This is a genomic window from Archangium gephyra, assembly GCF_042230915.1.
In the GTDB taxonomy this organism is placed as follows: domain Bacteria; phylum Myxococcota; class Myxococcia; order Myxococcales; family Myxococcaceae; genus Archangium; species Archangium gephyra_B.
This window is the reverse complement of sequence record NZ_CP102578.1, coordinates 1,134,371-1,159,696: the sequence shown is the minus strand read 5'-3', so window position 1 is coordinate 1,159,696 and position 25,326 is coordinate 1,134,371. Positions and strand designations below refer to the sequence as shown.

The following is a 25,326-nucleotide window of genomic DNA, read 5'->3' as shown; positions in this document are numbered from 1 at the left end:
CTCGCCCTCCGGGAGAGGGACGGGGTGAGGGTATCGGATGAACCCGGGTTGAACCCCCTGTCCACACCGAGGACCACGGGTCGAAGAACGGGCCCAGACACCCTCACCCCGACCCTCTCCCGAGGGGAGAGGGAGCAGTGCGCATTACTTCCCTGAAGAGGACTGGCGCCGCGGCTGCGCGGCGGGCTCGAGCACCTCGATGGAGGTCACGACGCGGATGCCGCCCTCGTTGCGGAAGGAGGTGCGCACGCGCGTGCCCTCCCGCAGCTGCTCGAGGGCGAGCGGCTCCTTCCGGCCCTCCTGGCGGATGGGCACCGAGTCCTCGTCCTTCACGACGACCTGCACCAGTGGCGCCTTCCGGCCCACCTCGAGCGTGACGACGTTGCCGGTGGCCCCCTTCACCGTACCGTTGAGGGAGCCGGCGTCCGTGTCGGTGAACTGGTCCCCGGGCGTGGCCTGCTCCTGAGCGGCCTTGAGCTCCGGGGGCGTGGGGTCCTCGGCCCTCGCCGCGCCCAGGGCGAGCGTGGCCACGGTGAGCCCGGCGAGTACGATCCGTGAACGCATGGCACTCCTCCTGCCGCGAAAGGTGCATCCGGTCCCCGCTCCCGCCAACCCGCCCCTGCCCTCCCGGACAGCGAGCAGCCCTGGCCCCTGTCCGGCACCAGATTCCTCGCCGGCCTGCCGCGGCCGGTGCTTGGGAGATGGCCGACGGGCTCGTGGTTTCCCAGTACGTGATTCCTCGCACTCAAATTCTGAGAACACGTGCGAATCATTTCTCAGCAATCCTTTGCATTGAAAGGCTTTACCCGTTAACGTTTCGCGGATGTACTGGCATTGGCACTCGAAGAGCGCGGCCATGCTGATCGTGATGATCGCGATCTCCGGACTCACCGGGATCGACGCGCACGCCCAGCAATGCAGTCCCGAGACTCCTCCAGCGGTCGAGCCTCCGAACGACCGCATGAGCGACACACGGCTCATGCGGCGCATCGTGCTCGGGCTCACCGGGAGCACGCCCACCTTCGAGCAGTACGAAGCGATGGCGGCCGCGGCCACTCCCGAAGCGCGAGAAGCGATCCTGCGGTCCACGCTCGATGAAGCGCTCGCCTCGCCCAAGTTCTACGAGCGGATGCTGCGCTTCGGACACGAGTGGATCGCGGTGGGCGCGTACACCACCGGCGCCTCCGGCGACGCGTACCAGGGCGACATGTCCGGCCACCTCCACAAGTGCGCCACCACCACCCTGCACCCGGGCGCGTACTACCACGTGAACGAGTTCGGCGGGACGAAGGATCCGAGCAAGCAGTGCAAGGACCAGGATGCGGACGGCAATCCCGCCGTGCCCGAGGTGCACTCGGTCGAGCCCTGGTGGGCCCCGGGAACGACCGTCGAGGTGCTCGGGAAGGCCGGCTCCAACGTCACTCAGGTCCCCGACGCCAAGGGGCAGCCGCTCGACTGCGGCGTCGCGAACGGCGGCTACTACGATCCCATGATTCCCACCGGGTGCGGCTGCGGTCCGAACCTGGTGTGGTGCTCACCGCTCGCGGGCCTGGGGAGCGCGAGCAACTTCGACCTCGGCGTTCAACGGCGCCATCCGTACGAGGAGCCCGCGCGCCTGTTCGCGCACCTCGCGTGGCACGACCGGCCGCTGTCGGATCTCGTCATCGGCAACTACTCGGTGGGAACCAACTGGCTGCGCGCGCTGTACGTGCGCTTCGGCCGGCAGATGGGCAGCAACGCGCTGGACGCGAACACGACGTGGTGGCGCCCGGGCGCGGACAGCGCACCTCGCGACCCGCTGCACCCGGCGCCGAACGATCCGCAGGCGTGGCGCGAGTTCGTGGTCGAGGACCTGGAGCCCTACCACCTCGCGCTCACCAGCGGCCGGGCCCCCTCCGGCAGCATGGATCGCATGTACCGGTTCGATCCCCGCACCACGACCGAAGCGCCCAAGGGCCTTCCCACCGCCGGGGTGCTCACCATGATCGGCTCGATGTCCTCCTTCCCGCGCGAGCGCGTCCGGGCCGCGCGCTTCCTGGAGATCTTCGCCTGTCAGAGCTTCTCGCCGCCTCCCGCGGACGTGCACTTCCCTCCGTACGAGACCGATCCCGCGACCGGCGGAACGTGCCTGCACTGCCACAAGACGCTCGACCCCGCGGCCATCTCGTTCAAGCGGTGGGACTTCTCGCCGTTCCCCAGCTACTACGTCCCCTGGCCCATCATGCCGGGCGTGGGCAATCAGCGCATCACCAAGGAGTGGCTGTCCGGGAAGTATCCGCACAACGGCTCGTCCCCGGGCTACCGGTGGAAGAACGCGTTCCTTCCCAACACCGTGTTGACGCCCATCACCCCCGAGCAGATCGCGGCCAATCCGGAGGCGGTGCTGCTCGACACGATGCCCGAGTCGTACACGCTGCTCGGCCAGCACGGCGACGGCACGATGGGGCCGCTCGGGTTCGGGAAGATCCTCGTCCGCTCCGGCGAGTTCGACCGCTGCGCCGCGCGCAAGCTCTACTCCATGTTCATCGGCCGTGAGCTGAACCCGGCCTCCGAGAAGCGCTTCATCGACAAGCTGGCGAAGGAGTTCGTCGCACGCGACCGCAAGCTCCGGCCCTTCCTCCGCTACCTCTTCGAACAACCCGAACTGCGGAGGGGCCTGTGATGAGCACGCCGCGTCCGATGCTGAGAGCCGCCGCGCTGATCTCCCTCGCGCTCACCGCGGGGGCCTGCACCGAGAACAAACCGGACGTCACCTATGACCCCGATGGCGGGAGCTGCGCCCCCTCGGGCAGGAACGATGAGATCCGGCTCGGGCTGGCGCCCGCGTGCGAGGGCTGCCACCTCACCGGCAACAAGCCCTTCTTCGCCTCGCTCACCGCGTTCGAGAACGGGCTCGTGTACGACGAGCGGTACGTGAAGCCCGGGGACCCCGACAACAGCATGCTGGTCCAGCTGCTCAAGGGAACCGCCGCCGGCAGCTACCCGCAGATGCCGCCGGGTCAGCCCTACAACGAGCTGGTCGCCAACGGCCACGTCTCGCTGACCACCGCGCAGGTGGAGGCCTGGATTCGCGAGCTGCCTCCCGCGCCCGCGCGGCTGGAGGCTCCGGATCCGGAGGCCTTCAGCGTCCGCCGGCTGTCCGCCGAGGAGATGGTCGTGAGCCTGATGGAGCAGCTCGGGCTCACGCTCGAGGACTTCGTCAGCACCAGCGATCCCAACTGGCGCAACAAGCCGTATGTGGTGAATGGCGGCAAGCTCTTCGTGTGGCCCGGGGATTGGGCGCCCGGCATCTCGAACGAGTACGTCTCCGACTCCCGCAGCGTCGAGCGGTTCGATGCCCTCGGAGGCGGCAACCCGCTCGTGTACCGCAAGCGGGACGTGGGCTTCGGTCCCTCCGCCGCGCAGACGCTGGTGCAGATGTCCCAGGCCTGGTGTGCGCGCGCGGTGGACAAGAAGAGCAACACGGCGGTGCTGCGCTACGTGACGCTCGCCGACACCTCCGCCAAGAATCCGGACGCCGTGCAGAAGAACCTGCGCGCGCTCTACCTGCGCATGCTCGGACAGCCGCCTTCGGAAGCGGAAGCGAAGGAGCTGTACGAGAAGGTCTATGTACCGCTCGAAGCGCAGAGCCCGCGCATCGCCTGGATTGGCGTCTGCGCGTCGCTCATCCGTCACCCGCTGTGGATCACCTACTGAGCCGAGGACACCATGACGATCACTTCTCGTCGCACGCTGCTCAAGTGGGCCCTCGGAGCGGGACAGCTCGCGCTCCTCGAACGCGCGGGGCTGCTCGGCTCGGGCGCCGCGCACGCCGCGGACACCGACGTGCCCTCACGGCTCGTCGTCCTCTACATCCCGGGCGGCTACCGGCCGGCGTACTACTTCACCCCGATGGACGACGCGGACATTCCGCTCTGCGTGCCGGCGCCGTCCACCTACGCCGCCGAGCCCGTCTTCTTCGACGCGAGCAAGGTGGTGAACCTCGCGCCCGCGAACGGCCCCTACAAGCCGCTGCGGACCTGGCAGTCGTGGAACCCCCTCAACCCGGCGGAGCGCGGCAGCTTCAGCCCGCTCATGTACGGCTACACGCACTTCGCGCTGCATGAGCAGCTGAGCGTGCTGCACGGCATCGACCAGGGCTCCAACGATCACTCCAGTGCGTTCATCGGCTCGATGTGCGGTGTCGCCGGTGCGGACTACCGGGCGCCCGCCATTCATTCGGTGATCGCCAATCACCTGTTCGAGAAGTACCGCGAGAGCAGGCCCCTGCCCTTCGTGGTCGTCTCCGGTGAGCGCGGCACGCCGCTCGGGATGGGGCTGCCCTCACACGCCTCGCCCATTCGCGTCCCGTCAATCCAGGCGCTCAAGCCACAGCTCTCCGCGAAGCCCGCGGACAATCCCTGGTGGACGGGGCTCGATGCGCGCACCGAGGGGCCCGAGCTGGACGCACGCGGTCAGCCCACCGGTGGCACCCTGAAGACGACGACGGTGGAGCGCTTCTCGCTCTCGCGCGCCCAGCAACTGATGGACCGCTCGACGGCGAAGGTGGACAGCTATCTCGAGGGCCTGCATGGCTCGCTGTCGTCGGTCTCGCGCGTGCTCGCGACGGACGTCGTGTCCGTGCTGGAGGGCACCAAGGGCATCGACATGCTGACGGCGAACCGGCCCTCGTACATGTCGAGCTACCTGGCGGGCCAGTCGTTCACGTACACGTTCGGCGGCGCGAACTTCCACCTCACCGGGCTCGACCCGCGCATGGATCTCGCGCTGCGCCTGCTCAAGTCGGACCTCTGCACCTCGTTGCACGTCTCGCTGCAGCTCGACTTCGACACGCACAACGGCTTCGGCCACGGCTACAGCTGCGCGCACGGCCGCGGACTCATGGACTGCGTCGCGCGCTTCCTGGGCGAGCTCAAGGCCGCGCCCGCTCCCGGCAAGCCGGGCAAGACGCTGCTCGATGACACGCTCGTGCTGGTGATGAGCGAGTTCGGCCGCAGCTGGGCCTCGCGCGCGAGCGACGGCACCTACTCCCTGCCGGATGACCACCACCCGTTCACCTCGGTCGCCTTCGCGGGCGGAAACGTGGCGGCGAACCGGCAGGTGGGCTCCTACACCCCGCGCGGGCTCGGCGTCCCCGTGGACATCATCGAGGAGAACGGTCAGCCCTCCAGGCGCGTGCCCAGGGCCGCGGACGCCGTCACCACGGCGCTGCGCATCATGGGCATGGGCACGCACGACTTCTTCATCCCCGGCGGCTACGGAGAGGTCACGGGGCTCCGGAGGGCGTAGGCGGCTTCTCCTGGGCGGCGGAGAGCCAGGTCCTCACGTGTGAGGCCAGCTCCTCCTCGCCCAGGGTCCCCAGCACCCAGGTGGCCCCCGCTGGCGCCACCTCCTTGCGCAGGGACAGGGCGCCGATGAGGAGGGAGGCCCCGGACGCGGCCCATCGCACCGCGCTCGCGAGCGCGAAGATGGCCTCGGCCCAGGGCCTGGCCGCCTCCCCCAGGAGCCTTTCACGCTCGGCATCCTGGAAGTCCTCGGGCCGGGGCTCCCGCGCCTGCATCGCGCCCTGGCGGACCAGCTCCAGCGCCTCCTGCACACGCAGCAGCCGCTGCTGGAGCTCGGGCTGACTCTCCTTGCGCCGGGTCCGCACCTGCCACCGCTTGAGGAAGGCGCCCCCCTCGCGCGGGAGATCCCTCCACACCTCGAAGCCGGCGAACTCCACGAACTTCCTCACCGCCGCCATCACCTGCGCCTGCACGATGGGATCCTCGTCGCGCAGGGACACTTCCACCGGGAGGTGTTGGTGCAAGGGAATCTGCACGAGCCGCAGACCGCACCCGAGCGCCAGCCAGAAGCCATCCACCTCGTCGCGCAGGGCCTGGTGCTGCGCGCGAAGCGCCTCGAGCTCTTCACGCAGGCCCGGGTCCGCGGAGGACGTCCCCCCGGAGGAGACACGCTTCCGGGGACGAAGCGCGGCGCCACCCGCCGGCAGCACCACCGACAGCACACCCTCCTTGAAGGAGGCCTGGATCCTGTCGCCCTCCATCCCGTCGGGGAGCAGGATGGAGCGGGAGAAGACGCCCGCGGGGCGTTCCACCAGGCGGTAGCGCCTGCCCGAGGTCTCCGGCTCCCGCCGCCCCCGCAGGGTCAGCACTTGCCCCTCGAAGAGCACGTCGAGCGCCTCCTGGGACACCCCGGGCAGGTCCGCCAGCAGCGTCAGCCCCTCCCCGGTGTCCAGGATGTCCAGCAGCGGCCACGACTCCGCCATGGAGGCCATCCCGGGCGGCAGGCCCGTGACGCCCATGTCCGGGCTCCCCGGCTTCGCGAACCGGATGGTGAGGACCCCCTCGCGGTAGTCCGCCTGGGGCCCCGCCGGGAACTCCCGGGGAAGGAGGAGCTCGCGCGTGAAGGAACCGGACGGCCGCTCGGAGAGCAGCACGCGCCCCTCTGTTTCGAGAGGAGCGCGGACTCCCTCGAGCACGAGGCGCCTGCCAGCGACGGTGAGCTCGAGGTCCTTCCGCTCCACGCCCGGGAGATCCACCTCGAGCAGGAACTGGCCGGGCGTCTCCGACACATCCGTGGCGGGCGCCCAACGGCCCCGCTGTCCGGAGCGCCCTGCCACCTCGGGGAGCTCCCCACCCGGACTCCATGCACTGAGATCGATGCGCTCGGCCATGGACCTCAATCTGTACGCCAATCACCCGGGCTGGGGCGATGAATATTCGCGGGCCCTCGCGCCGCGCCAGGCAAGGGAGATGACCCGGGCTCAGTCCCTGGCGAGCGAGAGCGCCTGACGCGGGCAGTCGCGCACGGCCCGCTCCACCTTGGCGCGCAGCTCGGGCGTCACGTTCTCGACGAGCACGTGCAACTGATCCTTCTCATCGAGGTTGAACGCCTCGGGGGCCACGCGCACACAGACGCCATTGGCCTCACAGCGCTCCCAATCGACCACGATCTTCATGGTGTCGCTCTCCTGGTGCTCACGCTGGGGTGCATCCTACGCGGCGCTCGCCGGCGCGGGCCGAGGGGCCGCCGGAGCCTGCGTCCGCTCGGCCGCGGCCTTGCGCCGCATGTCCTCGGTGGTCTCGCTGTTGCCATCCGGCCGCCAGCCGGGCGGCGCGAAGAAGTAACCGAGCACCTCGCGCGCGCTCCGCGCACTCCACACGTCCCGCAGGAACGGGCCGAACTGATGCAGGGCGATCTTGAAGGGGTTGTACGTGTGCAGCGGGTGCACCAGTCCGTACCGGCACGGCAGGTCCTCGCGCTCGGGGACGTAGGTGCCGAAGAGGCGGTCGAAGACGACGAGCACCCCGCCATAGTTCGCATCCAGGTACTCGAGGTTGGCCGCGTGATGGACGCGATGCGCCGACGGCGTGTTGAAGATGCCCTCGAGCGGGCCCAGCTTCGGGAACCAGTCCGCGTGAATCCAGAACTGGTAGGAGAGGTTCAGGCTGTACGCGGTGAGGATGGACTCGGGCGAGAAGCCGAGCAGCGCCAGCGGCGTGAAGATGGCGTAGGCCCCCGTGAGCTTGCTCGTCCAGCCGAGCCGGGACACGGTGGTCAGGTTGAGCTCGTTGGGCGTGTGGTGCACCGCGTGCGAGAGCCAGAACCAGCGCGTGCGGTGACCCAGCCGGTGGTACCAGTAATAGAGGAACTCCACGCCCAGGAACAGGATGACCCACGAGGCCACGCCCAAGCTTGAGGCGTCGAAAAGCCGGTGCCGCTGCAGCCAGTACGCCCCCGGCAACGCGACCGCCACGGGGATGAGCAGGTTGACGGACCGGATCACCGCCACGGCCATGGAGGCGAGGCCGGAGCGCCAGTCGTACGAGCGTTTGAAGACGAACCGCAGCATCACCGCTTCCAGCACGGCCGCGGTCAGGGCAATGAGACCGATATACCGGGACGCCGCGTGGAGCTCGCCCATGAGGAACCTCGTGGCAGCGCGAGGTGCTGCCCGTGGGGGTTGTCGGGTGCAGCCCTAACACCCCCCCCGAGGCTCGACAAGGCATGCACGGGCCGCCGTTCCCGGTATCATGTCCGCCCCATGTCGGTTTCCGAAGCCCCGCGGCCTGCCGGACAAATCCTGTGTGTGGACGATGACGAGGCCGGCCGCTACCTCCTCGGACGGGCGCTCGAGCTGGCGGGGTTCACCGTCACCATGGCGGGGGGCACCCGGGAAGGGCTGGAGCTGCTGAGGCGCCAGCGGTTCAACCTGGTCATCAGCGACTACCGGATGCCGGACGGGACGGGGACGTGGATGCTCAAGCAGGCCGCTTCCGCTGGCTTGCTGGAAGGCACGGAGGTGCTGATCTTCACGGGCAGCACGCACGTCGCGGACGCCGCGGGCCTGAAGATCCTCTCCAAGCAGCGTGGGACGGAGCCCATCGTGGCCCAGGTGCTGAAGCTCCTGGGCACTCCACCCCCTCCCGCCCCCCAGGAACGTGCCATGGCGCGAATCAAGCTCGTGCTCTACACGGCGGGCCGCTCCCCCGCCTCGCTGCGAGCGCTCCGGCAGATGAAGAGCCTGCTCGCCCAGTACGAATCCGCGCAGGTGGACTTCAAGGTCATCGACCTGGCCGAAGGCCGGCCCACCTCGGCGGATGAGGACCACATCCTGCTCACGCCGACCCTGGTCCAGCGCAGCCCCCTGCCGCGAACCTGGGTGGTGGGCGACCTGGAGGACACCACGCTCGTTGCGGACTTGCTGGACCATTCCGGGGTAGAGCGGAGGCCATGAGCGCCATCCAGAAGCTGCCCACGGGCGTCCCCGGACTCGACATCATCACGTATGGGGGCATTCCCCAGGGGCGCACGACGCTCATCACCGGCCGGAGCGGCGCGGGCAAGAGCATCCTGTCGCTGCAGATCGCCTGCAACCTGGCCCGCCTGGGCATCAAGACCGTCGTCCTCTCCATCGAGGAGACGGCCGAGGACCTCGTCTCGACCGCCGACACCCTCGGCTTCGACCTGGCCGGCCTGGTGGAGCAAGGACGGGTCGTCCTCACCGATCTCACGCGGCCCATGGAGGGGCCCACGCACGTGAGCGGAGACTTCGACGTGGAGGGGCTCATCCACCTGGTGTCCGGGGTGGTGAAGAAGAGCGGGGCCACCGCGGTGGTGCTGGACTCGGCGACGGCTCTCTTCAGCCCGCGGCCTCCCGAGGCGCACCTGCGCAGCCACTTCTTCCGGCTCGTCTCCTGCTTCCGGCAGTTGGGGCTCACCGCCGTCATGACGGCCGAGGCCCCCGCGGATTACGGACAGCTGACCACCCTGGGCGTGGAGGACTTCGTGTGCGACACGGTCCTCGTGCTGCGCAACCTCGTGGATGGGGAGCGCCGCCGCCGGTCCATCGAGGTGCACAAGTACCGGCGCAGCGCGCACTACAAGGGCGAGTACCCCTGCACCATGACGCTGCAGGGACTCACCGTCTTCCCGCTGGATGCCAAACAGGGCGACGAGCTGAGCGAGGACTCACGCTTCCCCAGTGGCGTGGCGGGGCTGGATGCGATGACGCGGGGCGGGTGGCTGCGCGACTCCATCGTGCTGGTGCGCGGCCCCTCGGGCAGTGGCAAGACGACGCTCGCCGGCATGTACGCCCGGGCCGGGGCCCTGCGCGGTGAGCGCGTCATCTACTACGGCTTCGAGGAGACCAAGGCCATCCTGATGCGCAACTTCGCCAAGGTGGGCCTGTCCCTCAAGGAGCTCGAGGCCACGGGCCGCCTCAAGGTGGAGTGCCGCTATCCGGAGGCGACCAGCCCGGAGGATCTGCTGGTGGAGCTGCGCTCGGGGCTGGCGAACTTCAAGCCCTCGCTGATCGTCGTCGACAGCATCTCCTCCATCGAGCACTCCACCTCGGAGCGGGGCTTCCGCCAGTTCATGGTGGGGATCTCCGCGCTCATCCGCGAGCACAGCCGCAGCGCCCTGCTCATCCAGACCATCGGGACCTTCGTGGAGAACGACGCCGCCCCGCCCTACCTGTCCACCATTCCCGATGCCATCCTCCTGATGGACTACACGCGCCAGGAGCACGGCCTGGAGCGGAGCATGGCGGTGCTCAAGATGCGGGGCTCCGAGCACACCTCCGCCGCGCACCGGATGACCATCGTGTCCGGCGGGCTCCAGGTGGAGCCGCCCGGGAAGGGCTCATCGAAATAGAAAAGGGGACACCTTCCGAGAGTCTCCGGAAGAGTGTCCCCTTGGCTGCCCGGCTAGCGGGCTCACATGTCCAGGGGCGGCTGGGGCCCCGGAATGATGTGCGCGATGTCCGGATCCGCCTCGCCCGCCACGCGGTCGGGGCGCTCGGCCTTCTCACGCTTGCGCTCCTCGCGCTTGACCTGCTTGTCCTGATTGCGCTGCTGACGCGCTCGCTCTTTCTGACGCTTGATGAATGTGACCGTCATAGGTCTCCAAGGAAGAGAGTGAGAGCCAGAACCGGCCGAGACCGGGCCCCTCACTACAGAGTCTTGAACCGCACCAACCAGGCCCACCGGACACAGAAGGTAGCCAAGCCGCCTACCGCCCGGACTGCCGCTCCACCACAGAGCAGCGAGAGCCGTACCGGCCCAGGCGCTCGAAAGGCAGCGCCGTGGACCTCAAATTAAGCACCTGGGCAGGGAGATGCCACTCCCAGTGGCCTCAATGAAAAGGGCCCGGCCTCTCGAGGAGACCAGGCCCGTTGCCGGTCCTGACGGCGCGTACTAGCAGGGACGAACGTTCTGCGCCTGCAGGCCCTTCTGGCCGCGGGCGACGTCGAACTCGACCTTCTGCCCTTCCTGCAGGGAGCGGAAGCCGTCGGTCTGGATCGCGCTGTGGTGGCAGAAGAGGTCCTCGCCCCCGCCGTCCTGCGTGATGAAACCGAAGCCCTTCGCGTCGTTGAACCACTTCACGGTACCAGTTGCCATTTACTCGTCTTCTTTCTTGTCCGGCCTCAATGAGTTGAGCCGGAGGCCACACCCATGTGAGGGGCGGCCATTGCCGTGTGTCACGTTTCGAGGCGCGTGCCTAGGGGACCCCCTCCGAATATCTTCGGAATGTGGCCCCCGCGACTAGCGGCTGGAGATGGAACCCCGGGTCCCGGACGTCCATTCCCCAGGTCCATTTCCCTCTGAATCAGGCGCCACCGCCCGTGGCGTAGTGCAGCACCAGCAGTGCCGCCAGCACGTACACCACCGGGTGCGCCTCGCGCGGGCGCCCCGACAGCAGCTTCAGCGCCGCGTACGACACGATGCCCGCGCTGATGCCGTTGGCGATGGAGTAGGTGAAGGGCATCAGCGCGATGGTCAGGAACGCCGGCAGCGCATCATCCATCCGGTTCCACTCCAGCTCGCGCGCGCCGCTCATCATCAGCGCGCCCACCACCACCAGCACCGGCGCGGTGGCCACCGGCGGAATCGCCGCCAGCGTGGGCACGAAGAAGAGCGACAGCAGGAAGAGCCCCGACACCACCACCGCCGTCAGCCCGGTGCGCCCGCCCTCCTCCACGCCCGCCGCCGACTCGATGTAGCACGTCACCGTGCTCGTCCCGAACACCGCGCCCGCCACCGTGCCCACCGCGTCCGCCATGAAGCCCCGGCCCGCTCCCGGCAGCTCTCCGTTGGGCTTGAGGAAGCCACCAATGCGCCCCACGCCCAGCAGCGTGCCCGCGGTGTCGAACACGTCCACGAACAGGAACGCCAGCATCACCGTGAGGAACTTCCCCGTCAGCACCTGCGAGAAGTCGAACGCCCAGAACGTCTCGCGCGGCAGCGAGGGCACGCTCACCCAGGACGCGGGGGCCTTCGCCAGCCCCAGCCCCCACGCCGCCACCGCCACCGCCGCGATGCCGATCAGCAGCGAGCCCTGCACCTTGCGCGACGACAGCACGCCGATGATGACCAGCCCCGCCAGCGCCAGCAGCGGCACCGGCGCGTGCAGCACGCCCAGCTGCACCAGCGTGGCCGGGCTGTCCGTCACCAGCCCCGCGTTCCTCAGGCCGATGAGCGCCAGGAACAGCCCGATGCCCGTGGTGGTGGCCAGCTTGATGGGCCCCGGAATGGCCCGGAGGATGAGCGTGCGGATGCCGCCGTAGGACAGCACGATGAACAACAGGCCCTCGACGAACACCGCCGTCAGCGCGAAGCGCCAGTCCACCCCCAGCCCCTTCACCACCCCATAGGTGAAGTAGGCGTTGAGCCCCATGCCCGGCGCCAGCGCGAAGGGGAAGTTGGCGTACAGCCCCATCAGCAGCGTGCCGAACGCCGCGCCCAGCGCCGTGGCCACCGTCACATCCGCCGCGGGCATCCCCGCTTCCGAGAGAATCTGCGGGTTGACCAGCAGGATGTAGGCCATGGTCAGGAACGTCACCAGGCCGGCGCGCAGCTCCGTCCCGACGGACGAGCCCCGCTCACGAATGTGGAAGAGACGCTCGAGGGCTTCCATGGGGCGCCGGTATAGACGCCCCGGGGCCCGTGCCCCATGAAAAAAGGCGCGGGGAGTCGCCTCCCCGCGCCCGGTGCTTCACCCCTGGTGGGGGAGGCGATGATTACTCGGCGATCTCACGAACGCTCAGCCACTTGAAGTCCACGTCCGAGGCGCTGTCCCAGCGGAAGGTGGCCAGGGGGCCGCCCCAGGTGATGGGCATGGCGTCCACGGCACCGCCGCAGTTGGTGGCATCGCCGCCAATCTGGCCGTAGTCCGTGATGTCGTAGACCTGCTTCCAGGTCACCTTGTCCGCGTTCTCGTTGAGCCACAGCTCGAGCTTCACCGCGGGCTTCCCGTTGTAGGTGACGTTCTTCATGATGGACTTGAAGCCCACCCAGCGGCCCTTGAGGGCGGTGGTGCCCGTCTTGTAGGCGGTCTGGTCGTAGCTCACGTGCCAGGACTCCTTCTGCCAGCGCACGCGGCCGTCGTAGTGCAGGCTGCCCTTGTACGAGGAGCCCTCGCAAGCCAGGCCGTCGGTGTGGCGGCCACCGCGCGCATACCAGGCGAAGTTGTCGCTCGCGTCGCTGACGGCGTTCACCTTGATGAAGCCCGTCATCTCCACGTTCTTCCAGTCGTTGGCGGCCTGCATGTAGCCGCGGCCCGCCAGCACGTCCCGGTCATAGGTGGGAATCTTGGACGAGGAGTAGCCGGTGGAGGTGAGCGCGTGCATGCGCACCTGGGTGCTCTTCATCTTCCAGGAGCCGTCCGCGTTGCGGGTGATGGTGTCCTGCGGATCGAAGCGCGTGTCCGCCAGCGCATCGCTCTTGAGGAACCACGTCTCGCCGCCCGCCTTCGTCGGGTAGATCATCTTCACGCCGAAGGTGTCGGTGCCCGTCGTGGGAACGGGCGTCGGCGTGGGGGTGGGCGTTGGCGTTGGCGTTGGCGTGGGGGCGGTGCCGGTGATGGCGGCCACCTCCGCGATGCTCGCCCAGGTGTTCTGGGTATTGCCATTCACCGTCACGCGCACATAGCGGGCATTCCTGGCCGCGAAGGTGTAGCGCTCGGCGGAGGCCGACTTGCCGGACGAGGTGCCGGAGAAGGCCGGCGAGAAGGTGGTGCCATCGGTGGACGTCGAGATGACGAAAGTGCTCGCGCGCTCATTGCCCCGGTACCAGGCGATGTCCAACCCGGTGAGGGACTTCACGGCGCCCAGGTCGCCCTGGAGGTACTGGCCGCGGCCATCGGAGGACCAGCGGGTAGACAGGTTCCCGTCAATGGCATAGGCGGGCTTGTTTCCATCATCCCCACTCGCGGAGGCGGAGACGAAGCCGCCGGCCGCCAGCGCCGGAGCGGCGGAGAGGGCGAGGACGGAGACGAGTCCGAAGGCGGACAGCCGCGTGCGGCGGATAGAGGGTCGATTCACTGTGTCGCTTCCTTCGTGTGAAGGGGATCGGCACAACCGGGGGAATTTCCGGCGCACCCTATCCCGTGTGTTGGGTTCCAAACACCTGATGCCCAAATCAATTCCCTCAGATTTCTGAGGGTTTTCGCGGGGTTACAGGCACAGCCCTCCCTGCGAGGTCACATCGGGCGGATGGACCTCCGAATCAGGGGTAGGTGGCGTCCGGCCGTGAGGGCCTACCGCCGGCTGCTTGTCCGCCGACCTGACAGGTCAACAGGAAGGAAGGGGTATAACAGGTCACCTTCCGCGTGCCCACCCCCGGACGGCCCCGGGAGCGCCGCGCTGGCCGCCTGGAGGGGTGGAGTGACGGAGCCGGGCCGCGAGGGTGCGCTTCCCGTCCTCACGGCTCGCGCCCAGTTTTTGACAGACCCCCCGAACGGATGGGGGGGACACAGGGAGGCAACACCATGAGCGTCAAGACGAGATGGGGGCTCGGCGCATTCGCCGCGGCCGTGCTGGTGGCAGTGCCCGCGTTCGCCCAGGACGACTACATCCCGGACGACGACAACGACCGCGAGGCACGCATCTTCGACGAGGGCCGGGGAGGCAGCGGAGGCGTCTTCAATGATCTCAACGTCGCCGTGACGGGCGGCTTGAACACGTACACCGGCGACATCGGCGACGACACGGGCACGGGCGGCTACCTCGGCATCCAGGCCAACTCGCGTCCGCTGCCGCTGGTGGGCCTGGAGCTCGGCTACGAGGGCTCGCGCAACCCGTTCGAGGACATCAACGGCGGCCTGTGGCGGCACAACGTGGGCGCGCTGGCCAAGGTGGGCCCGGAGCTGCTCCAGAACGGCAACCTGCGGCCCTTCGTCGGCGCGGGCTTCGGCGTGAGTCTGCTCAACCCGAGCGAGGACGCGGAGATCCTCTTCGACAACGACTTCGTCACCGAGGTGCCGCTGGCCGCGGGCGTGGACTACAACTTCGGCGCCGTCACCGCCGGCGCGCGCGCCACCTACCGGCTGGTGGGTGGCGAGGACCTGGGACTCGCGCAGGACGGCAACATCGTCAACTTCGGTCTCCAGGTGGGCGGCGCGTTCTGATGGACACCGCCCCGGCTCCCGGGGGACTCAGGCCGTGAGACGCACCAGCACGGCCGAGGGTCCCTCGAGCCGCACTCCCCCGCTTCGCAGCGGCGCCTCGCGCGAGGTGCCGCCGAAGCGGGGTGCTTCGGTCCACAGCACCACCTGGAAGTGCCCGGCGGCGTGCTCGGCGGAGCGCTCGGGCAGCCGGTGCTCCAACGTCCCGCGCACATTGAGGATGAGCTGGAGCGACTCCCGGGGACCGCGGCGCTCGAGCACCAGCCCGTGCTCGCCGAGGGGCCGCGCGTCGAAATGGTCCCGGCGGTGGCTCTTCAGGCAGGGGTCCGTGGCGCGCAGGTGCAGCAGCTCGCGGTAGAGGGCCAGCACCCCGGCGTGCTCCGGCTTCCCCGCCTCGCTCCAGTCGAGCTTCGAGCGCGTGAAGGTCTCCACGGCCTGAGGGTCGGGCACCGTGTCGCCCGAGAAGCGCGTGAAGCCGGCGAACTCCTTGCGCCGCCCCTCCGTCACCAGCTTGCCCAGCTCGGCGTTGTGGTCCGTGAAGTAGAGGAAGGGCGAGCGGGCGTTCCACTCCTGCCCCATGAAGAGCAGCGGCGTGTAGGGGGACAGCAGCAGCAGCGCGCTCATGGCGCGGAAGGCCGCCGGGGACACGTCCGCGCCCAGCCGCTCACCATGCGCCCGGTTGCCCACCTGGTCATGGTTCTGGATGCAGTGCACCAGTTGCCAGGGCTGCGCCTCCTTCGCGGGCGTGCCCCGCGGGTGGCCGTGCACCTGGGACACCTGGCCCTCGTAGAACCAGCCCTGCCGCAGCGTGCGGGCCAGGTCCTCCATGTTGCCGGTGTAGTCGGCGTAATAGCCCTCGCTGTCCCCGGCGAAGGCGCGGCGCATCTGGTGGTGGAAGTCGTCCGCCCAGACGCCGTCCAGCCCGTAGCCGCCCCGATCCTTCGGGCGCACCAGGCGCGTGTCGTTGCGCTCGTCCTCGGCGATGACGACCACCCGGCGGCCGTGCGCCGAGGCCCGGGCCCGCTCGGTGATCTCCGCCAGCAGGTGCGGCGAGCCGTCGTCGAGGATGGCGTGGGCCGCGTCCAGGCGCAGCCCGTCCGCGTGGTAGTCGCGGATCCACATCTCCACGTTGGAGAGCACCAGCTGGCGCACCACCGCGGAGCCCTCGCCGTCGTAGTTGACGGCATCGCCCCAGGGCGTGTGGTGGCGCCCGGTGAAGTAGTGGGACGAGTAGCAGCTGAGGTAGTTCCCGTCCGGCCCGAAGTGGTTGTAGACGGCGTCGATGAGCACCGCGAGCCCCTGGGCATGGGCCGCGTCGATGAGGCGCCGCAGGCCCTGGGGGCCGCCGTACGCGGCGAGCGGGGCGAAGAGGTCCACCCCGTCGTAGCCCCAGTTGCGCACGCCCGGGAAGCTGGCCAGCGGCATCAGCTCCAGCGTGGTGACGCCCAGCTCCTTGAAGGAGCGCAGCCGGGGGATGAGGGCCTCGAAGGTGCCCTCGGGCGTGGCCGTGCCCACGTGCACCTCGTAGATGACCTGGGACTCGGGGTCCGGCCCCGTCCACCCGGCGTCTGTCCAGGCGAAGTCGGGCACCACCACCTCGGAGGGGCCGTGCACGCCCTCCGGCTGTGAACGGCTCCAGGGGTCCGGGAAGGGTCCCTGCCCGTCCACCCGCAGCTTGTAGCGCACGCCCGGGCCCTCGCCGGCGAGTGTCAGCGAGAAGAAGCCTCCTCCCTCGTCGGCCATGGGCCTCGGGGCGCCCGGCTGCTGACCGTCCCGTCCATACAGCACCACCTGTACCTCGCGGTGCCCGGGAGCCCAGACGCGCCACCGCACTCCGGCCCCTGGCTCCACCCAGGCGCCCAGGCGAGGAGCCTGCCCCCGCGTAGTCTCTGCTCGTTCCATGGCCCCCTACTTATCCACCCCCGCGCCAAGTGGACTTGTCTCGTGGGCCAATGGGGCGAAGAGATGTTCACTGGTGGCCCGCATCGGGGGGGTGTACGTCCCCTCCGAGAGCAGGCGGGCACTGGCGCCGAGAGCAGGCAACGCTTGTCCCGGGCTGTCCCGAACCGGAAAGATGCCGTCCACTTCATGAGCCCACGTCCCGACCACCTGCAGGCCCTCCCCTTCGAGCGCGGTGACTCCGTTCGCGAGCGCGTCGCCGCGTTGGAGGTGCTCTCGCCCCGTGACATCGACCAACGCCTCTCCGAGCTGGGCTACCGGGGCCAGCCGGAGGCCCGGCGCGCGGCGTCGGTGCTCGCCTACCGTCACCTGCAGCGGCTGCGGCGCATCCACCTGGAGGGCCTCGCTCCGGAGCCCGGGACGCGCGAGAACTGCCTCTTCCTGGGCCCCACCGGTAGCGGGAAGACGTTCCTGGTGGAGCTGCTCTTCAAGCAGATTCTGGGCGTGCCCACCGTCATCGTGGACGCCACGCAGTTCTCCGAGACGGGCTACGTGGGCGACGACGTGACGACGATGCTCTCGCGCCTGTACGAGGCAGCGGGCGGAGACGTGGCGTGGGCGGCCTGCGGGGCCATCTGCATGGACGAGTTCGACAAGCTCGCCACCAGCCGCTCCGATGCCCGCTTCGCCGGACAGCAGACCACCAAGGACGTGAGCGGCTTTGGCGTGCAGCGCAGCCTGCTCAACCTGCTGAGCGCGCCGCGGGCGGACTTCCCGCCGGACTTCGGCTTCACCAGCCGCACGCCACCCATGCCGCTGGAGCTGTCGGCGCTCACCTTCATCGCCTGCGGGGCCTTCAGCGGGCTGAAGAGCACGGCGGAGGAGATGGGCGGGCACAAGGAGCGGATGGGCTTCGGGCGCGAGGCGGGCAAGCGCGAGACGGCCATCGCGGAGCGGGTGACGGACGATCAGATCGAGCAGACGACGGCCTTCGCGCGCTACGGCTTCATTCCGGAGCTGATTGGCCGCTTCAGCCGCATCGTCTCCTTCGCGCCGCTGGACTCGAAGACGCTGGGCGACATCCTCGAGGACAACGTGCTGCGCGCCTACGAGCGCGAGTTCGCCCACGAGGGGCTGACGCTGGTGGTGGAGCAGTCGGTGCGCGAGTGGGTGGTGGCCCGGGCGCTCAAGCGCGAGACAGGAGCGCGCGGCCTGCGCGCCGCCCTGGTGCCGCAGCTGGAGCGCGCCGCGTACGACCACTTCGGCGAGCCGCAGGTGTCCACCGTGCGCCTGGTGCTCGAGGGCGAGCAGGTGCGCGCCGTCACGGGCTGAGGGCGAGCCCCACGGCTACTCGAGGAAGCGGCGCCACCAGCGCCGCGCCTCGTGCTCGGTGAGGCGGAGCGACGTGTACCGGGGCCGCTCGACAGGCTCCGTTCGCGGAAGGAAGAGCGGCTCGAGCCAGGGTTCCAGCACCTGGGCGAGCTCGCGGTAGGCGGGCAGGGTCTTCCCGGTGACCGGGTCCCCCGCCTCCGGCCGCTCCCCGGCGGAGACAACGACGCGCTCCTCGTCGAGCTCCACCACGCTCGTGCCGGCTGAGCGCACTCGGGAACGCAGGGCCTCGGCACCGCCGAGCCATGTGAGCACAGGGGGGCCCAGGAAGTTGAGCCAGTGGACCCCATCCACCCGAAGGCCCACGTGCTCTTCGTGCCACCAGGCCGCTCGGAGGTCGATGCCAGGGTAGCGCATGGCTTCGGCACGAAAGGTGTCGTCCGTGGGCTGAAGGCCCCGGTAGAGGTGAAGCGCCAGGCCCGCATGCCCAGAGGCGAAAAGCAGCTGGGAGGCCATGTCGAGGGCCAACTGGCGCACACGAGCAGGCCCGTGCTCCTCGAGGTACTCCATGGGAAGCGTCGCCGTGAGCACGCTGACCCACGTCTCCTGGGGAGCGGGCCGCCACGGAATGCGAGCCTTGTACTCGAACTCGTAGCCATTCCGGCGGCCAGGGCCTCCCGTGAAGAGAAGACCCCGCTCGAAGCCTCTCTTTTCGATCTGCCCCTGCTCCGTCTCGCTGTAGTCCTCGGGGAAGGACCAGCGCTTCGTATTTCCCAGGAGCCCGCGAGCCAGGCGCCACTCCTCCGCCGTCAGCCGCGAGCCTTCGTGGTGGTTGTAGTGGACGAAGTTGATGATCCTGGGTCCTTCACCCACCGCCCTCATGTAGACGTCCATGGCATGGCGCACCCCGAGGGAGAGTTCGGGGTGGTCATGCGGCATGTAGAAGGCGACGCGGAACACTTCGCGCGCAAGCAACTGTTGGCGCGGGCGCGGCCGCTCTCCGCCGTGGAGCACTCCAGAATCCGGCGGAACACCGCGAAGGCGAAGACGTGGGTAGTCGTTTGACATCCACTACCCCCCGAGAGGATTGAGCCCATCCGGTGTCACGAGGACGACCCGGCAACTCTTCGAGAGGTACTTGTAGCCTTCTAATTTCTGGGCCCACCAAAGAAAAACGCGGTGCCGGAGTGGGTGCCGGCACCGCGCGTCCATCCAGGTCCCGGGAAGCCTCCTCGAGTGCCCCCCTGGCTCGGCACGGCTCCGCTCAGCCGCGGTACTGGTGGATGGACATGATGGGGTAGTTCATCTGCGTCATCGAGATGCGCTGCGAGCCATCCGCGTTCACGTTGTTGGAGCCGATGAACTCCGGCTTGCCGTTCTTCCACCCGGCGAACATCACCACGTGGTGGCCGCCCGGCGTCTTCATGCTCACCACATCGCCCGGCTTCGCCTGGGACAGCGACACGCGCTTGAAGTTCGGATCCTTGTCCAGGTTGGCCTGCAGGCCCACCACCGCGTTGTGGTGCTGGCCGTTCTTGATCTGCCCCGCCTGCTCCAGGCACGCGGACACGAAGTTGGCGCAGTTCACGTTGTTCGGAACCCAGTCCTCCATGTCCGAGCCCACGCCGCCCTTCTCCAGCTTCAGGCTGCCGGCGTTCTTGCCCAGCTGGGCCTTCGCGATGTCGAACGGGCTGCCACCCGGGCCGCGCGAGGGCGTGCCACCCGCCTGGGCCGGCGCCTGCGTTCCACCGGTGGGACGGCTCCCCCCGGGACGGCTGCCACCCGCACGCGTCGGGCCATGGTCGAAGCTGTCGCGCGAGCCGGGGATGTTCAGCGACTTGCCCGCGTAGATCTTGTTCGCGTCCTTGATCTGCGGATTCGCCTTCATCAGCGCGCTGACCGACGTCTTGTAGCGGCTCGCGATACCCGACAGCGTGTCACCGGACTTGATGCGGTAGCTCATGGCCTGATCCCCGAGGCGGAAATTCCGAAGTAACAAACTCAGAGAAATTCTCGGGACCTGGTGTGGGAAAGTTGCGTCTACCGGCGCAGAATTCCCGCCAGCACCTCCACCCCCCTCAACACCACCTCGGGCGGCGAGCAGGTGAAGCACAGCCGGATGTGGTGGGGAAAGGGCCCGAAGCTGGGCCCCGGGGCCACCAGCAGGTTGCGCTCGACGCACCGCTCCAACAGCCCCGGCAGGCCGCCCTCGTCCAGGTGCGCGGAGACGTCCAGGAAGAGGAAGGTGCTGCCCTGCGGCGGCGGGACGCCCAGGCGCGCGGCCGCCCTCGTCCCCGTGTCGCGGTAGCGCGCGGAGGCCATGGCCACCCAGGCGTCCCCCGGCCCTCGCAGCACCCGCTCCCCGGCCAGCTGCGCGGCGGTGGGCGCGCTGTAGAAGGAGTGCGTGCTCACCTTGCGCAGCTGCGCCACCGCCTCCTCGGGCCCCACCACGTAACCGCACCGGTTGCCCGCCATGCCGTAGGCCTTGCTGAAGGAGTACGAGGAGAGCGTCCGCTCCGGCGCCAGCGCCCGCGCATACGTGTGCTCCCCCTCGTACACGTAGTCCTCGTACACCTCGTCCGAGAGCAGCCACAGCCCCTCGCGGCGCGCCAGCTCCGCCAGCGCCTCCACCCAGGAGCGCGGCAGCACCCGCCCCGTGGGGTTGTTGGGGGTGTTGAGGTAGAGAGCCACGCTGCGCTCCGTGAGGCGCTCGCGCACCGCCTCCACCAGCGCCTCCGGGCTGTCGCAGTCCAGGAAGGGGACCGGCACCGGCTTGCCGTGGAACGCCGTGACGATGCCCGCAATCAGCGGCCAGTAGGGCGCGAGGATGAGCACCTCCTCGCCCGGCGCCACCAGCCCTCCGATGATTGCCCCCAGCGCGCCCGTGGCCCCCGTGGTGATGAGCACCTGCGAGCGCTCCGTGGCCACGCCCGTCTTCGCGCGCACCCGCTCCACCACGGCGTCCAACAGCCCCGGCATCCCCTGCACCGGCGCGTAGCGGTGCATCCCGGGGTGCTCCGCCACCCGGAAGTCCTCCATCCGGCAGCCCTCGGGCGGCTCCATCCACGTGTCCCCCACGTGCAGCGGGTACACCTCACCGGACCTGCTCGCGAGCCGCTCCGCGAGGCCCGAGTACAGCGCGCTCGACATGCCCGAGACCGACGGGGCGTAGGTGGGATGGCGTGGCATGGAACTCCTCATTCCAAGAGAAATTCTTGAAGTCCAATCATTTCTCGTGATACCAGGAATACCGGTTCTCACCATGCAACGTCCATCCATCAAGGTCGCCGCCCTGTTCGGCGCACTGTTCCTCATCGTCCTCGGGGCGGCGCTCGTCTCGCGCCGCGCTGGCCAGGCCGGAGAGGAGTCCTCGGACTCCTCGGCCTCCGCGCAAGCGTCGGCCGGCAAGTCCCGGGGCGCCGCCAACCCCACCACCGCCGGGGGGCCCGCTCAGCCCAAGGAGCCCACCCCGAAGGAGGACATCCTGCCCATGCCCGGGTGCTGGGAGGGCATCGGCGAGTTCGACAAGAGCACCTCGCTCGACAACTTCCGCCAGGCGCTGAGCGCGGCCGTGGGCGCGGGAGACCGGGAGCTCGCGCAGTACCTCCAGGAGCGCCTCACCGAGCTCATCGGGGGCGACAGCAGCCGCGCCCTCCAGGTGCTCGACTGGGCGGAGAAGTCCCAGCAGCCGGAGCTGGGCGTGTACATGGAGGCGCTCAAGGACGCCACCGCCGTGCATGACCCGAAGGTGGTGGAGCGCCTGCTGAAGATGGGCGAGGACCCGGGCGCGCAGCTCGTCAACCGCGCCGCGGCCCTGGACACGCTCGAGTCGCAGAAGAGCCTGTCGCCCTCCAGCATCCAGCGGCTCAAGGCCGTGGCGCTGGACGTGTCCACGGACTCGGCGGGCTGGGTGGCCACGCGCACCCTGGGCCGGGTGATGAAGGAGGACTACGAGCGCACCGGCAACTTCGCTCCCTATTGGAAGGAGCTGATGGACATCGGTGAGAAGTCCGAGGACATGGCGGTGCGCCTGCTCGCGCTGGAGATGCCCTCCTACTCCAACCCCATCATCGGCGGGGACTCCATCGAGCGCCTCAGCACCATCATGCAGAAGGACAAGGAGCGCGACGTGCGCGAGATGGCGGCCTTCCGGCTGGCCGTCACCGAGACGCCGGAGAAGGCCCTGGAGGCCTACCGCACCGCCTTCCCCACCGAGCAGGACGAGTGCGTGCGCTGGGCCATCTTCCGCTTCGCCGTGCGCGCGGGCGGGGCCCAGGCGCTGCCGCTGCTGGCGCAGATGGCCGCGCAGGACCCGCGCTTCGTGCAGGACTACCAGGACTTCCAGAAGCTCTACGCCGCGGGCACGGTGGACTTCGCCCGCATCTGGATGGGCAAGGAAGAGCGCCACCAGTGCCTCATCGAGGAAGGAGCGCCGCACTGATGAGCCCCCACTCCTTCGAAGGAACCCCTCGCATGAACCGCTCTCCCCGCTGGCGCGTGGCGCTGCTCGCCTCCGCGGCCTGGCTGCTGCCCCTCACCGCTTCCGCCGCCGGGAGCAACGAGCCGCCCATCAGTCAGACGGCGTGCTCCTTCACCGGCATGTTGGACGAGCTGCGCACGGCGATGAAGTCCGGCTCGCCCGCCTACCGCAAGTACGTGAAGGCGCGGCTGAAGCTGGCCGGCCGGGTGATGCCCGCCGACGAGCTGCTCGCCGCCGTGCAGCAGGAGCGCGACGCGGACGTGCTGGAGGCACTGGGCGCGGCCGTGGCCGACAAGGCCAGCTTCAGCGAGGACGCCTCGCTGCTCCAGCCGCTGCTCGCCCGCGCGGCCGGTGACTCGGACCCGGCCCTGCGCGCCGCGGCGGTGCGCGGGATGAAGGGCACCGGCTCCGTGGACGCCATGGGCAAGAACGGCAACGTGGTGACGTACGAGCAGCTCATCCGCGACAGCGCGCCCGAGGTGCGCCAGGCGGTGGTGGAGAACCTCGTCCACGAGAACGCCAAGGTGTACTTCGGCCACGACAAGGCGGTGTCCGAGACGGCCGTGGCCGCGGCCCTGGCCTCCAAGGACCCGGAAGCGGCCACGAAGCTGCTCACCGAGGTCTCCATGGAGCAGGTGGGCCACGACACGGCGGAGAAGCTGCGCGGCAACCTGCGCACGGAGCACCCGGGCCTGCGCGCGGCCTCGGCGACGGCGCTCGGCGGAGTGCCCAGTGAGGAGGCCGCCAGCACGCGCCGCTCGCTGGTGGACCTCTACCGCAATGACAAGGACCCGGCGGTGCGCAAGGCCGCGCTGCAGGGCCTTGCCCGGCTGGGCATGGGCGGCGCGAGCACCACGCTCGAGTCGCTGCGCGGCGTGGCGCCGGGGATGGATGCGGAGATCGACGCCTGGCAGTCCGCGCTCAAGCTGGGCCTGCAGGAGTGGCACCTGCTGCTCCGCGAGAAGGAGCGCATCCGCAAGTAACGGGGGGAAGGCAGTTCCTCACGCAGTGAACCACCCAGAGTGAAGCACTCAGGAGGAAGTATGAACGCGAAGAAGATGATGTACGCCGCCGCGGCGCTCGTGGCCGGCTGGGCCGGGGTCGCCGTTTCCGCCACCGCGAAGGGTCCCATCTGCGAGACCAGCGCGAACGTGAACTCGACCACGTACTACAACTGCTCGGGCAGCAGCCACACGGCGCTGGACATGGGCAACGCCTCGTGCGGTGAGTGGAACCACCGCGCCATGCTGTCCGGCAGCTTCTACTACAAGTACTACGGCGGCTGTGCCGCGGCCTGCTACGGCTCGGACTGCAACGGCGGCGCGGGCAACTACTACGTCGTCACGGGCGCCAACGGCTGGGACTTCCGCCAGCTGCACATCTACGCCAACGTGAGCTCCGGCTCCAAGACGTGCGACGGCTGCGCCCTGGGCCTCGTGGGCGGCACCGGCAGCGCCACCGGCCCGCACGTGCACGCGGACAACCGTCAGTACGCCACCCGCAAGTCGGCCTGGTACACCAGCAAGGGCACCACCTGCGGCTCCAGCGCCTACTGCGGCAACGTCGTCGGCTACCCCACGCTGTAATCCGTCACACCCCTGCCCCGCCCCTCTCCGGGCGGGGCGGTTCTCCTTGGAGCAGTGGCCCGCCCTCCGCTCGAGGGCCCGAGGCCCGCCCGCACGTCTGCCCCCCAGGCAGGTGGGAAACCCCTGCTCCCCGCCCGCTCCCCCGTGGCCGCGCCCGCTCGGGCTGCCCACCTTGGAACCATTGGCTTGGAACCCTTGGGACACGGTGAAGGAGCGAATGGCCATGCACAAGTGGACGTGGAGCCTGACGGCGGTGGCCCTGCTCGGGCTGGCCTCCGGGTGCAACGAGCGGCGCGTGGAGAACACGGGCCGGGAGAGCGACCGGACGGTGGTGAGCGGCATCCAGGGCGATGAGACGCCCAACGACAACCAGAGCATCACCGAGGGCCGCCCCGACCTCACCGGCGGCGCCAACCCGGCCGACCAGGAAATCTACGGCACGGTGACGGGCATGGCCTCCGGCACCGTCACGGTGCGCGACCGGGGCGGCACCACCATGACGCTCGTGTTGGACGACGACACCCGCTTCGTCCGCCAGGGCCAGCAGGCGGCCCGCGGCCAGCTGCGCGAGGGCATGCAGGTGCGCGCCTCCTACGACGAGGACGAGGGCCACTACGAGGCCACCACCGTGGAGCTGTTCCCGGGCGCCTCCGCTCCCCAGGGCAAGTGAAGCGCGCGGCTTTCCAGCGAGGTGCGCCATGCATCACACGCGAGAGATTCCCCGTGAGGGGTGGGCCGACTACCTCCTGCTGCTGAGCACCATCGAGCGCGACCAGCAGGTGCGCATCCAGGCCGAGGGGCCGGCGCTCGGAGACCAGACGGTGGCCTGGAACCTGCCGCTGGTGGACATCTCCGTCGAGGAGAAGGGCAGCGACGCGGGCGCCATCGAGGTGACGGTGGGCCGGCCGGGCGAGGAGTTCACCCACCGGATTCCGCGCCCCGAGCACGTCTGGGCCGAGGAGAGCGACAGCGGGGAGCTGGAGTGCCTCGACATCGAGGACGCGGACCACGTGAAGACGCTCATCTACTTCGAGTCGCGCGAGCTGCTCGAGGAGGCCTCGGCGTCCCCGGCGTGAAAAACGAAGAGGCCGGAGACGCGTGCCTCACGTGGAGGCATGCATCCCC

The 25,326-nt window shown here is 69.4% G+C and carries 24 protein-coding genes; 12 read left to right on the top strand and 12 right to left on the bottom strand.

Annotated features, from left to right (window positions below):
• Positions 1-144: 144 nt before the first annotated feature.
• A complete protein-coding gene (locus tag NR798_RS04810) occupies positions 145-564 on the bottom strand; it encodes a hypothetical protein (protein ID WP_375770223.1) in 420 nt (139 codons plus the stop codon).
• Between the two features lie 292 nt (positions 565-856).
• On the opposite strand from NR798_RS04810, the gene NR798_RS04805 reads away from it, so the two are divergent.
• Genes NR798_RS04805 through NR798_RS04795 form a run of 3 tightly spaced genes read left to right on the top strand, consistent with a single transcriptional unit; the run spans position 857 to position 5,289 of the window.
• On the top strand, positions 857-2,662 hold the full coding sequence (locus tag NR798_RS04805; RefSeq protein WP_375770222.1) for a hypothetical protein: 1,806 nt from the start codon (positions 857-859) through the stop codon (positions 2,660-2,662).
• Positions 2,662-3,696: a hypothetical protein gene (locus NR798_RS04800; protein ID WP_375770221.1), complete on the top strand. Its 1,035-nt coding sequence runs from the start codon at positions 2,662-2,664 to the stop codon at positions 3,694-3,696. The genes NR798_RS04805 and NR798_RS04800 overlap by 1 nt, the downstream gene beginning before the upstream one ends.
• 12 nt (positions 3,697-3,708) lie before the next feature.
• Positions 3,709-5,289: a DUF1501 domain-containing protein gene (locus tag NR798_RS04795; protein WP_375770220.1), complete on the top strand. Its 1,581-nt coding sequence runs from the start codon at positions 3,709-3,711 to the stop codon at positions 5,287-5,289.
• Here the strand turns inward: NR798_RS04795 and NR798_RS04790 are convergent.
• From NR798_RS04790 to NR798_RS04780, 3 genes are all read right to left on the bottom strand, one after another.
• Positions 5,267-6,676: an Hsp20 family protein gene (locus tag NR798_RS04790; RefSeq protein ID WP_375770219.1), complete on the bottom strand. Its 1,410-nt coding sequence runs from the start codon at positions 6,674-6,676 to the stop codon at positions 5,267-5,269. The two genes, NR798_RS04795 and NR798_RS04790, sit on opposite strands and share 23 nt — an antisense overlap.
• Positions 6,677-6,766: 90 nt before the next feature.
• Entirely contained in the window at positions 6,767-6,961 is a 195-nt protein-coding gene (locus NR798_RS04785) for a ferredoxin (protein ID WP_375770218.1), read from the bottom strand.
• A gap of 36 nt (positions 6,962-6,997) precedes the next feature.
• On the bottom strand, positions 6,998-7,927 hold the full coding sequence (locus tag NR798_RS04780; RefSeq protein ID WP_375770217.1) for a sterol desaturase family protein: 930 nt from the start codon (positions 7,925-7,927) through the stop codon (positions 6,998-7,000).
• Between the two features lie 165 nt (positions 7,928-8,092).
• Between NR798_RS04780 and NR798_RS04775 the strand changes: the two genes are divergently transcribed.
• Positions 8,093-8,740, top strand: a complete 648-nt coding sequence (locus NR798_RS04775; protein ID WP_375770216.1) for a circadian clock KaiB family protein — start codon at positions 8,093-8,095, stop codon at positions 8,738-8,740.
• Positions 8,737-10,158, top strand: coding sequence for a circadian clock protein KaiC (kaiC, locus tag NR798_RS04770; protein WP_375770215.1), 1,422 nt, complete (start codon positions 8,737-8,739; stop codon positions 10,156-10,158). Before NR798_RS04775 ends, kaiC begins: the two co-directional genes overlap by 4 nt.
• Before the next feature lie 62 nt (positions 10,159-10,220).
• Here kaiC and NR798_RS04765 read toward each other — a convergent pair whose 3' ends face one another.
• From NR798_RS04765 to NR798_RS04750, 4 genes are all read right to left on the bottom strand, one after another.
• Positions 10,221-10,403: a hypothetical protein gene (locus NR798_RS04765; RefSeq protein WP_375770214.1), complete on the bottom strand. Its 183-nt coding sequence runs from the start codon at positions 10,401-10,403 to the stop codon at positions 10,221-10,223.
• A 297-nt stretch (positions 10,404-10,700) separates the two neighbouring features.
• Complete coding sequence (locus NR798_RS04760; RefSeq protein ID WP_375770213.1) at positions 10,701-10,904, bottom strand: cold-shock protein; 204 nt, start codon at positions 10,902-10,904, stop codon at positions 10,701-10,703.
• A gap of 208 nt (positions 10,905-11,112) precedes the next feature.
• The gene (locus NR798_RS04755) at positions 11,113-12,420 is read right to left on the bottom strand and encodes an NCS2 family permease (protein ID WP_375770212.1); all 1,308 of its coding nucleotides are present in this window, start codon (positions 12,418-12,420) and stop codon (positions 11,113-11,115) included.
• A gap of 103 nt (positions 12,421-12,523) precedes the next feature.
• A complete protein-coding gene (locus NR798_RS04750) occupies positions 12,524-13,825 on the bottom strand; it encodes a discoidin domain-containing protein (RefSeq protein WP_375770211.1) in 1,302 nt (433 codons plus the stop codon).
• Between the two features lie 446 nt (positions 13,826-14,271).
• Here NR798_RS04750 and NR798_RS04745 point away from each other — a divergent pair, with 446 nt between their 5' ends.
• On the top strand, positions 14,272-14,910 hold the full coding sequence (locus NR798_RS04745; protein WP_375770210.1) for a hypothetical protein: 639 nt from the start codon (positions 14,272-14,274) through the stop codon (positions 14,908-14,910).
• 27 nt (positions 14,911-14,937) lie between these two features.
• On the opposite strand, the gene treZ is transcribed toward NR798_RS04745, so the two are convergent.
• Positions 14,938-16,809, bottom strand: coding sequence for a malto-oligosyltrehalose trehalohydrolase (gene treZ, locus NR798_RS04740; protein ID WP_375770209.1), 1,872 nt, complete (start codon positions 16,807-16,809; stop codon positions 14,938-14,940).
• A gap of 186 nt (positions 16,810-16,995) precedes the next feature.
• Here treZ and NR798_RS04735 point away from each other — a divergent pair, with 186 nt between their 5' ends.
• Positions 16,996-18,138: an AAA family ATPase gene (locus NR798_RS04735; protein ID WP_375770208.1), complete on the top strand. Its 1,143-nt coding sequence runs from the start codon at positions 16,996-16,998 to the stop codon at positions 18,136-18,138.
• Between the two features lie 15 nt (positions 18,139-18,153).
• Here the strand turns inward: NR798_RS04735 and NR798_RS04730 are convergent, their stop codons facing one another.
• The 3 genes from NR798_RS04730 to NR798_RS04720 all read right to left on the bottom strand — a co-directional run bounded on the left by NR798_RS04730 (position 18,154) and on the right by NR798_RS04720 (position 21,324).
• Positions 18,154-19,095, bottom strand: a complete 942-nt coding sequence (locus NR798_RS04730; protein WP_375770207.1) for a type VI immunity family protein — start codon at positions 19,093-19,095, stop codon at positions 18,154-18,156.
• A gap of 304 nt (positions 19,096-19,399) precedes the next feature.
• Positions 19,400-20,098 (bottom strand): LysM peptidoglycan-binding domain-containing protein, encoded by a 699-nt coding sequence (locus NR798_RS04725; RefSeq protein WP_375770206.1) that lies wholly within the window; start codon positions 20,096-20,098, stop codon positions 19,400-19,402.
• Positions 20,099-20,175: 77 nt separating this feature from the next.
• Positions 20,176-21,324, bottom strand: a complete 1,149-nt coding sequence (locus tag NR798_RS04720) for a pyridoxal phosphate-dependent aminotransferase (RefSeq protein WP_375770205.1) — start codon at positions 21,322-21,324, stop codon at positions 20,176-20,178.
• Positions 21,325-21,397: 73 nt separating this feature from the next.
• Between NR798_RS04720 and NR798_RS04715 the strand changes: the two genes are divergently transcribed.
• From NR798_RS04715 to NR798_RS04695, 5 genes are all read left to right on the top strand, one after another.
• Positions 21,398-22,576, top strand: a complete 1,179-nt coding sequence (locus NR798_RS04715; RefSeq protein ID WP_375770204.1) for a HEAT repeat domain-containing protein — start codon at positions 21,398-21,400, stop codon at positions 22,574-22,576.
• A gap of 32 nt (positions 22,577-22,608) precedes the next feature.
• Positions 22,609-23,598 carry a HEAT repeat domain-containing protein gene (locus NR798_RS04710; RefSeq protein WP_375770203.1) on the top strand — a complete coding sequence of 330 codons (990 nt, stop codon included), beginning with the start codon at positions 22,609-22,611 and terminating at the stop codon, positions 23,596-23,598.
• 60 nt (positions 23,599-23,658) lie between these two features.
• A complete protein-coding gene (locus tag NR798_RS04705) occupies positions 23,659-24,201 on the top strand; it encodes a peptidase M23 (RefSeq protein ID WP_375770202.1) in 543 nt (180 codons plus the stop codon).
• A gap of 223 nt (positions 24,202-24,424) precedes the next feature.
• The gene (locus tag NR798_RS04700; protein WP_375770201.1) at positions 24,425-24,871 is read left to right on the top strand and encodes a hypothetical protein; all 447 of its coding nucleotides are present in this window, start codon (positions 24,425-24,427) and stop codon (positions 24,869-24,871) included.
• Between the two features lie 28 nt (positions 24,872-24,899).
• On the top strand, positions 24,900-25,277 hold the full coding sequence (locus NR798_RS04695) for a DUF5335 family protein (protein WP_375770200.1): 378 nt from the start codon (positions 24,900-24,902) through the stop codon (positions 25,275-25,277).
• Positions 25,278-25,326: the final 49 nt, after the last annotated feature.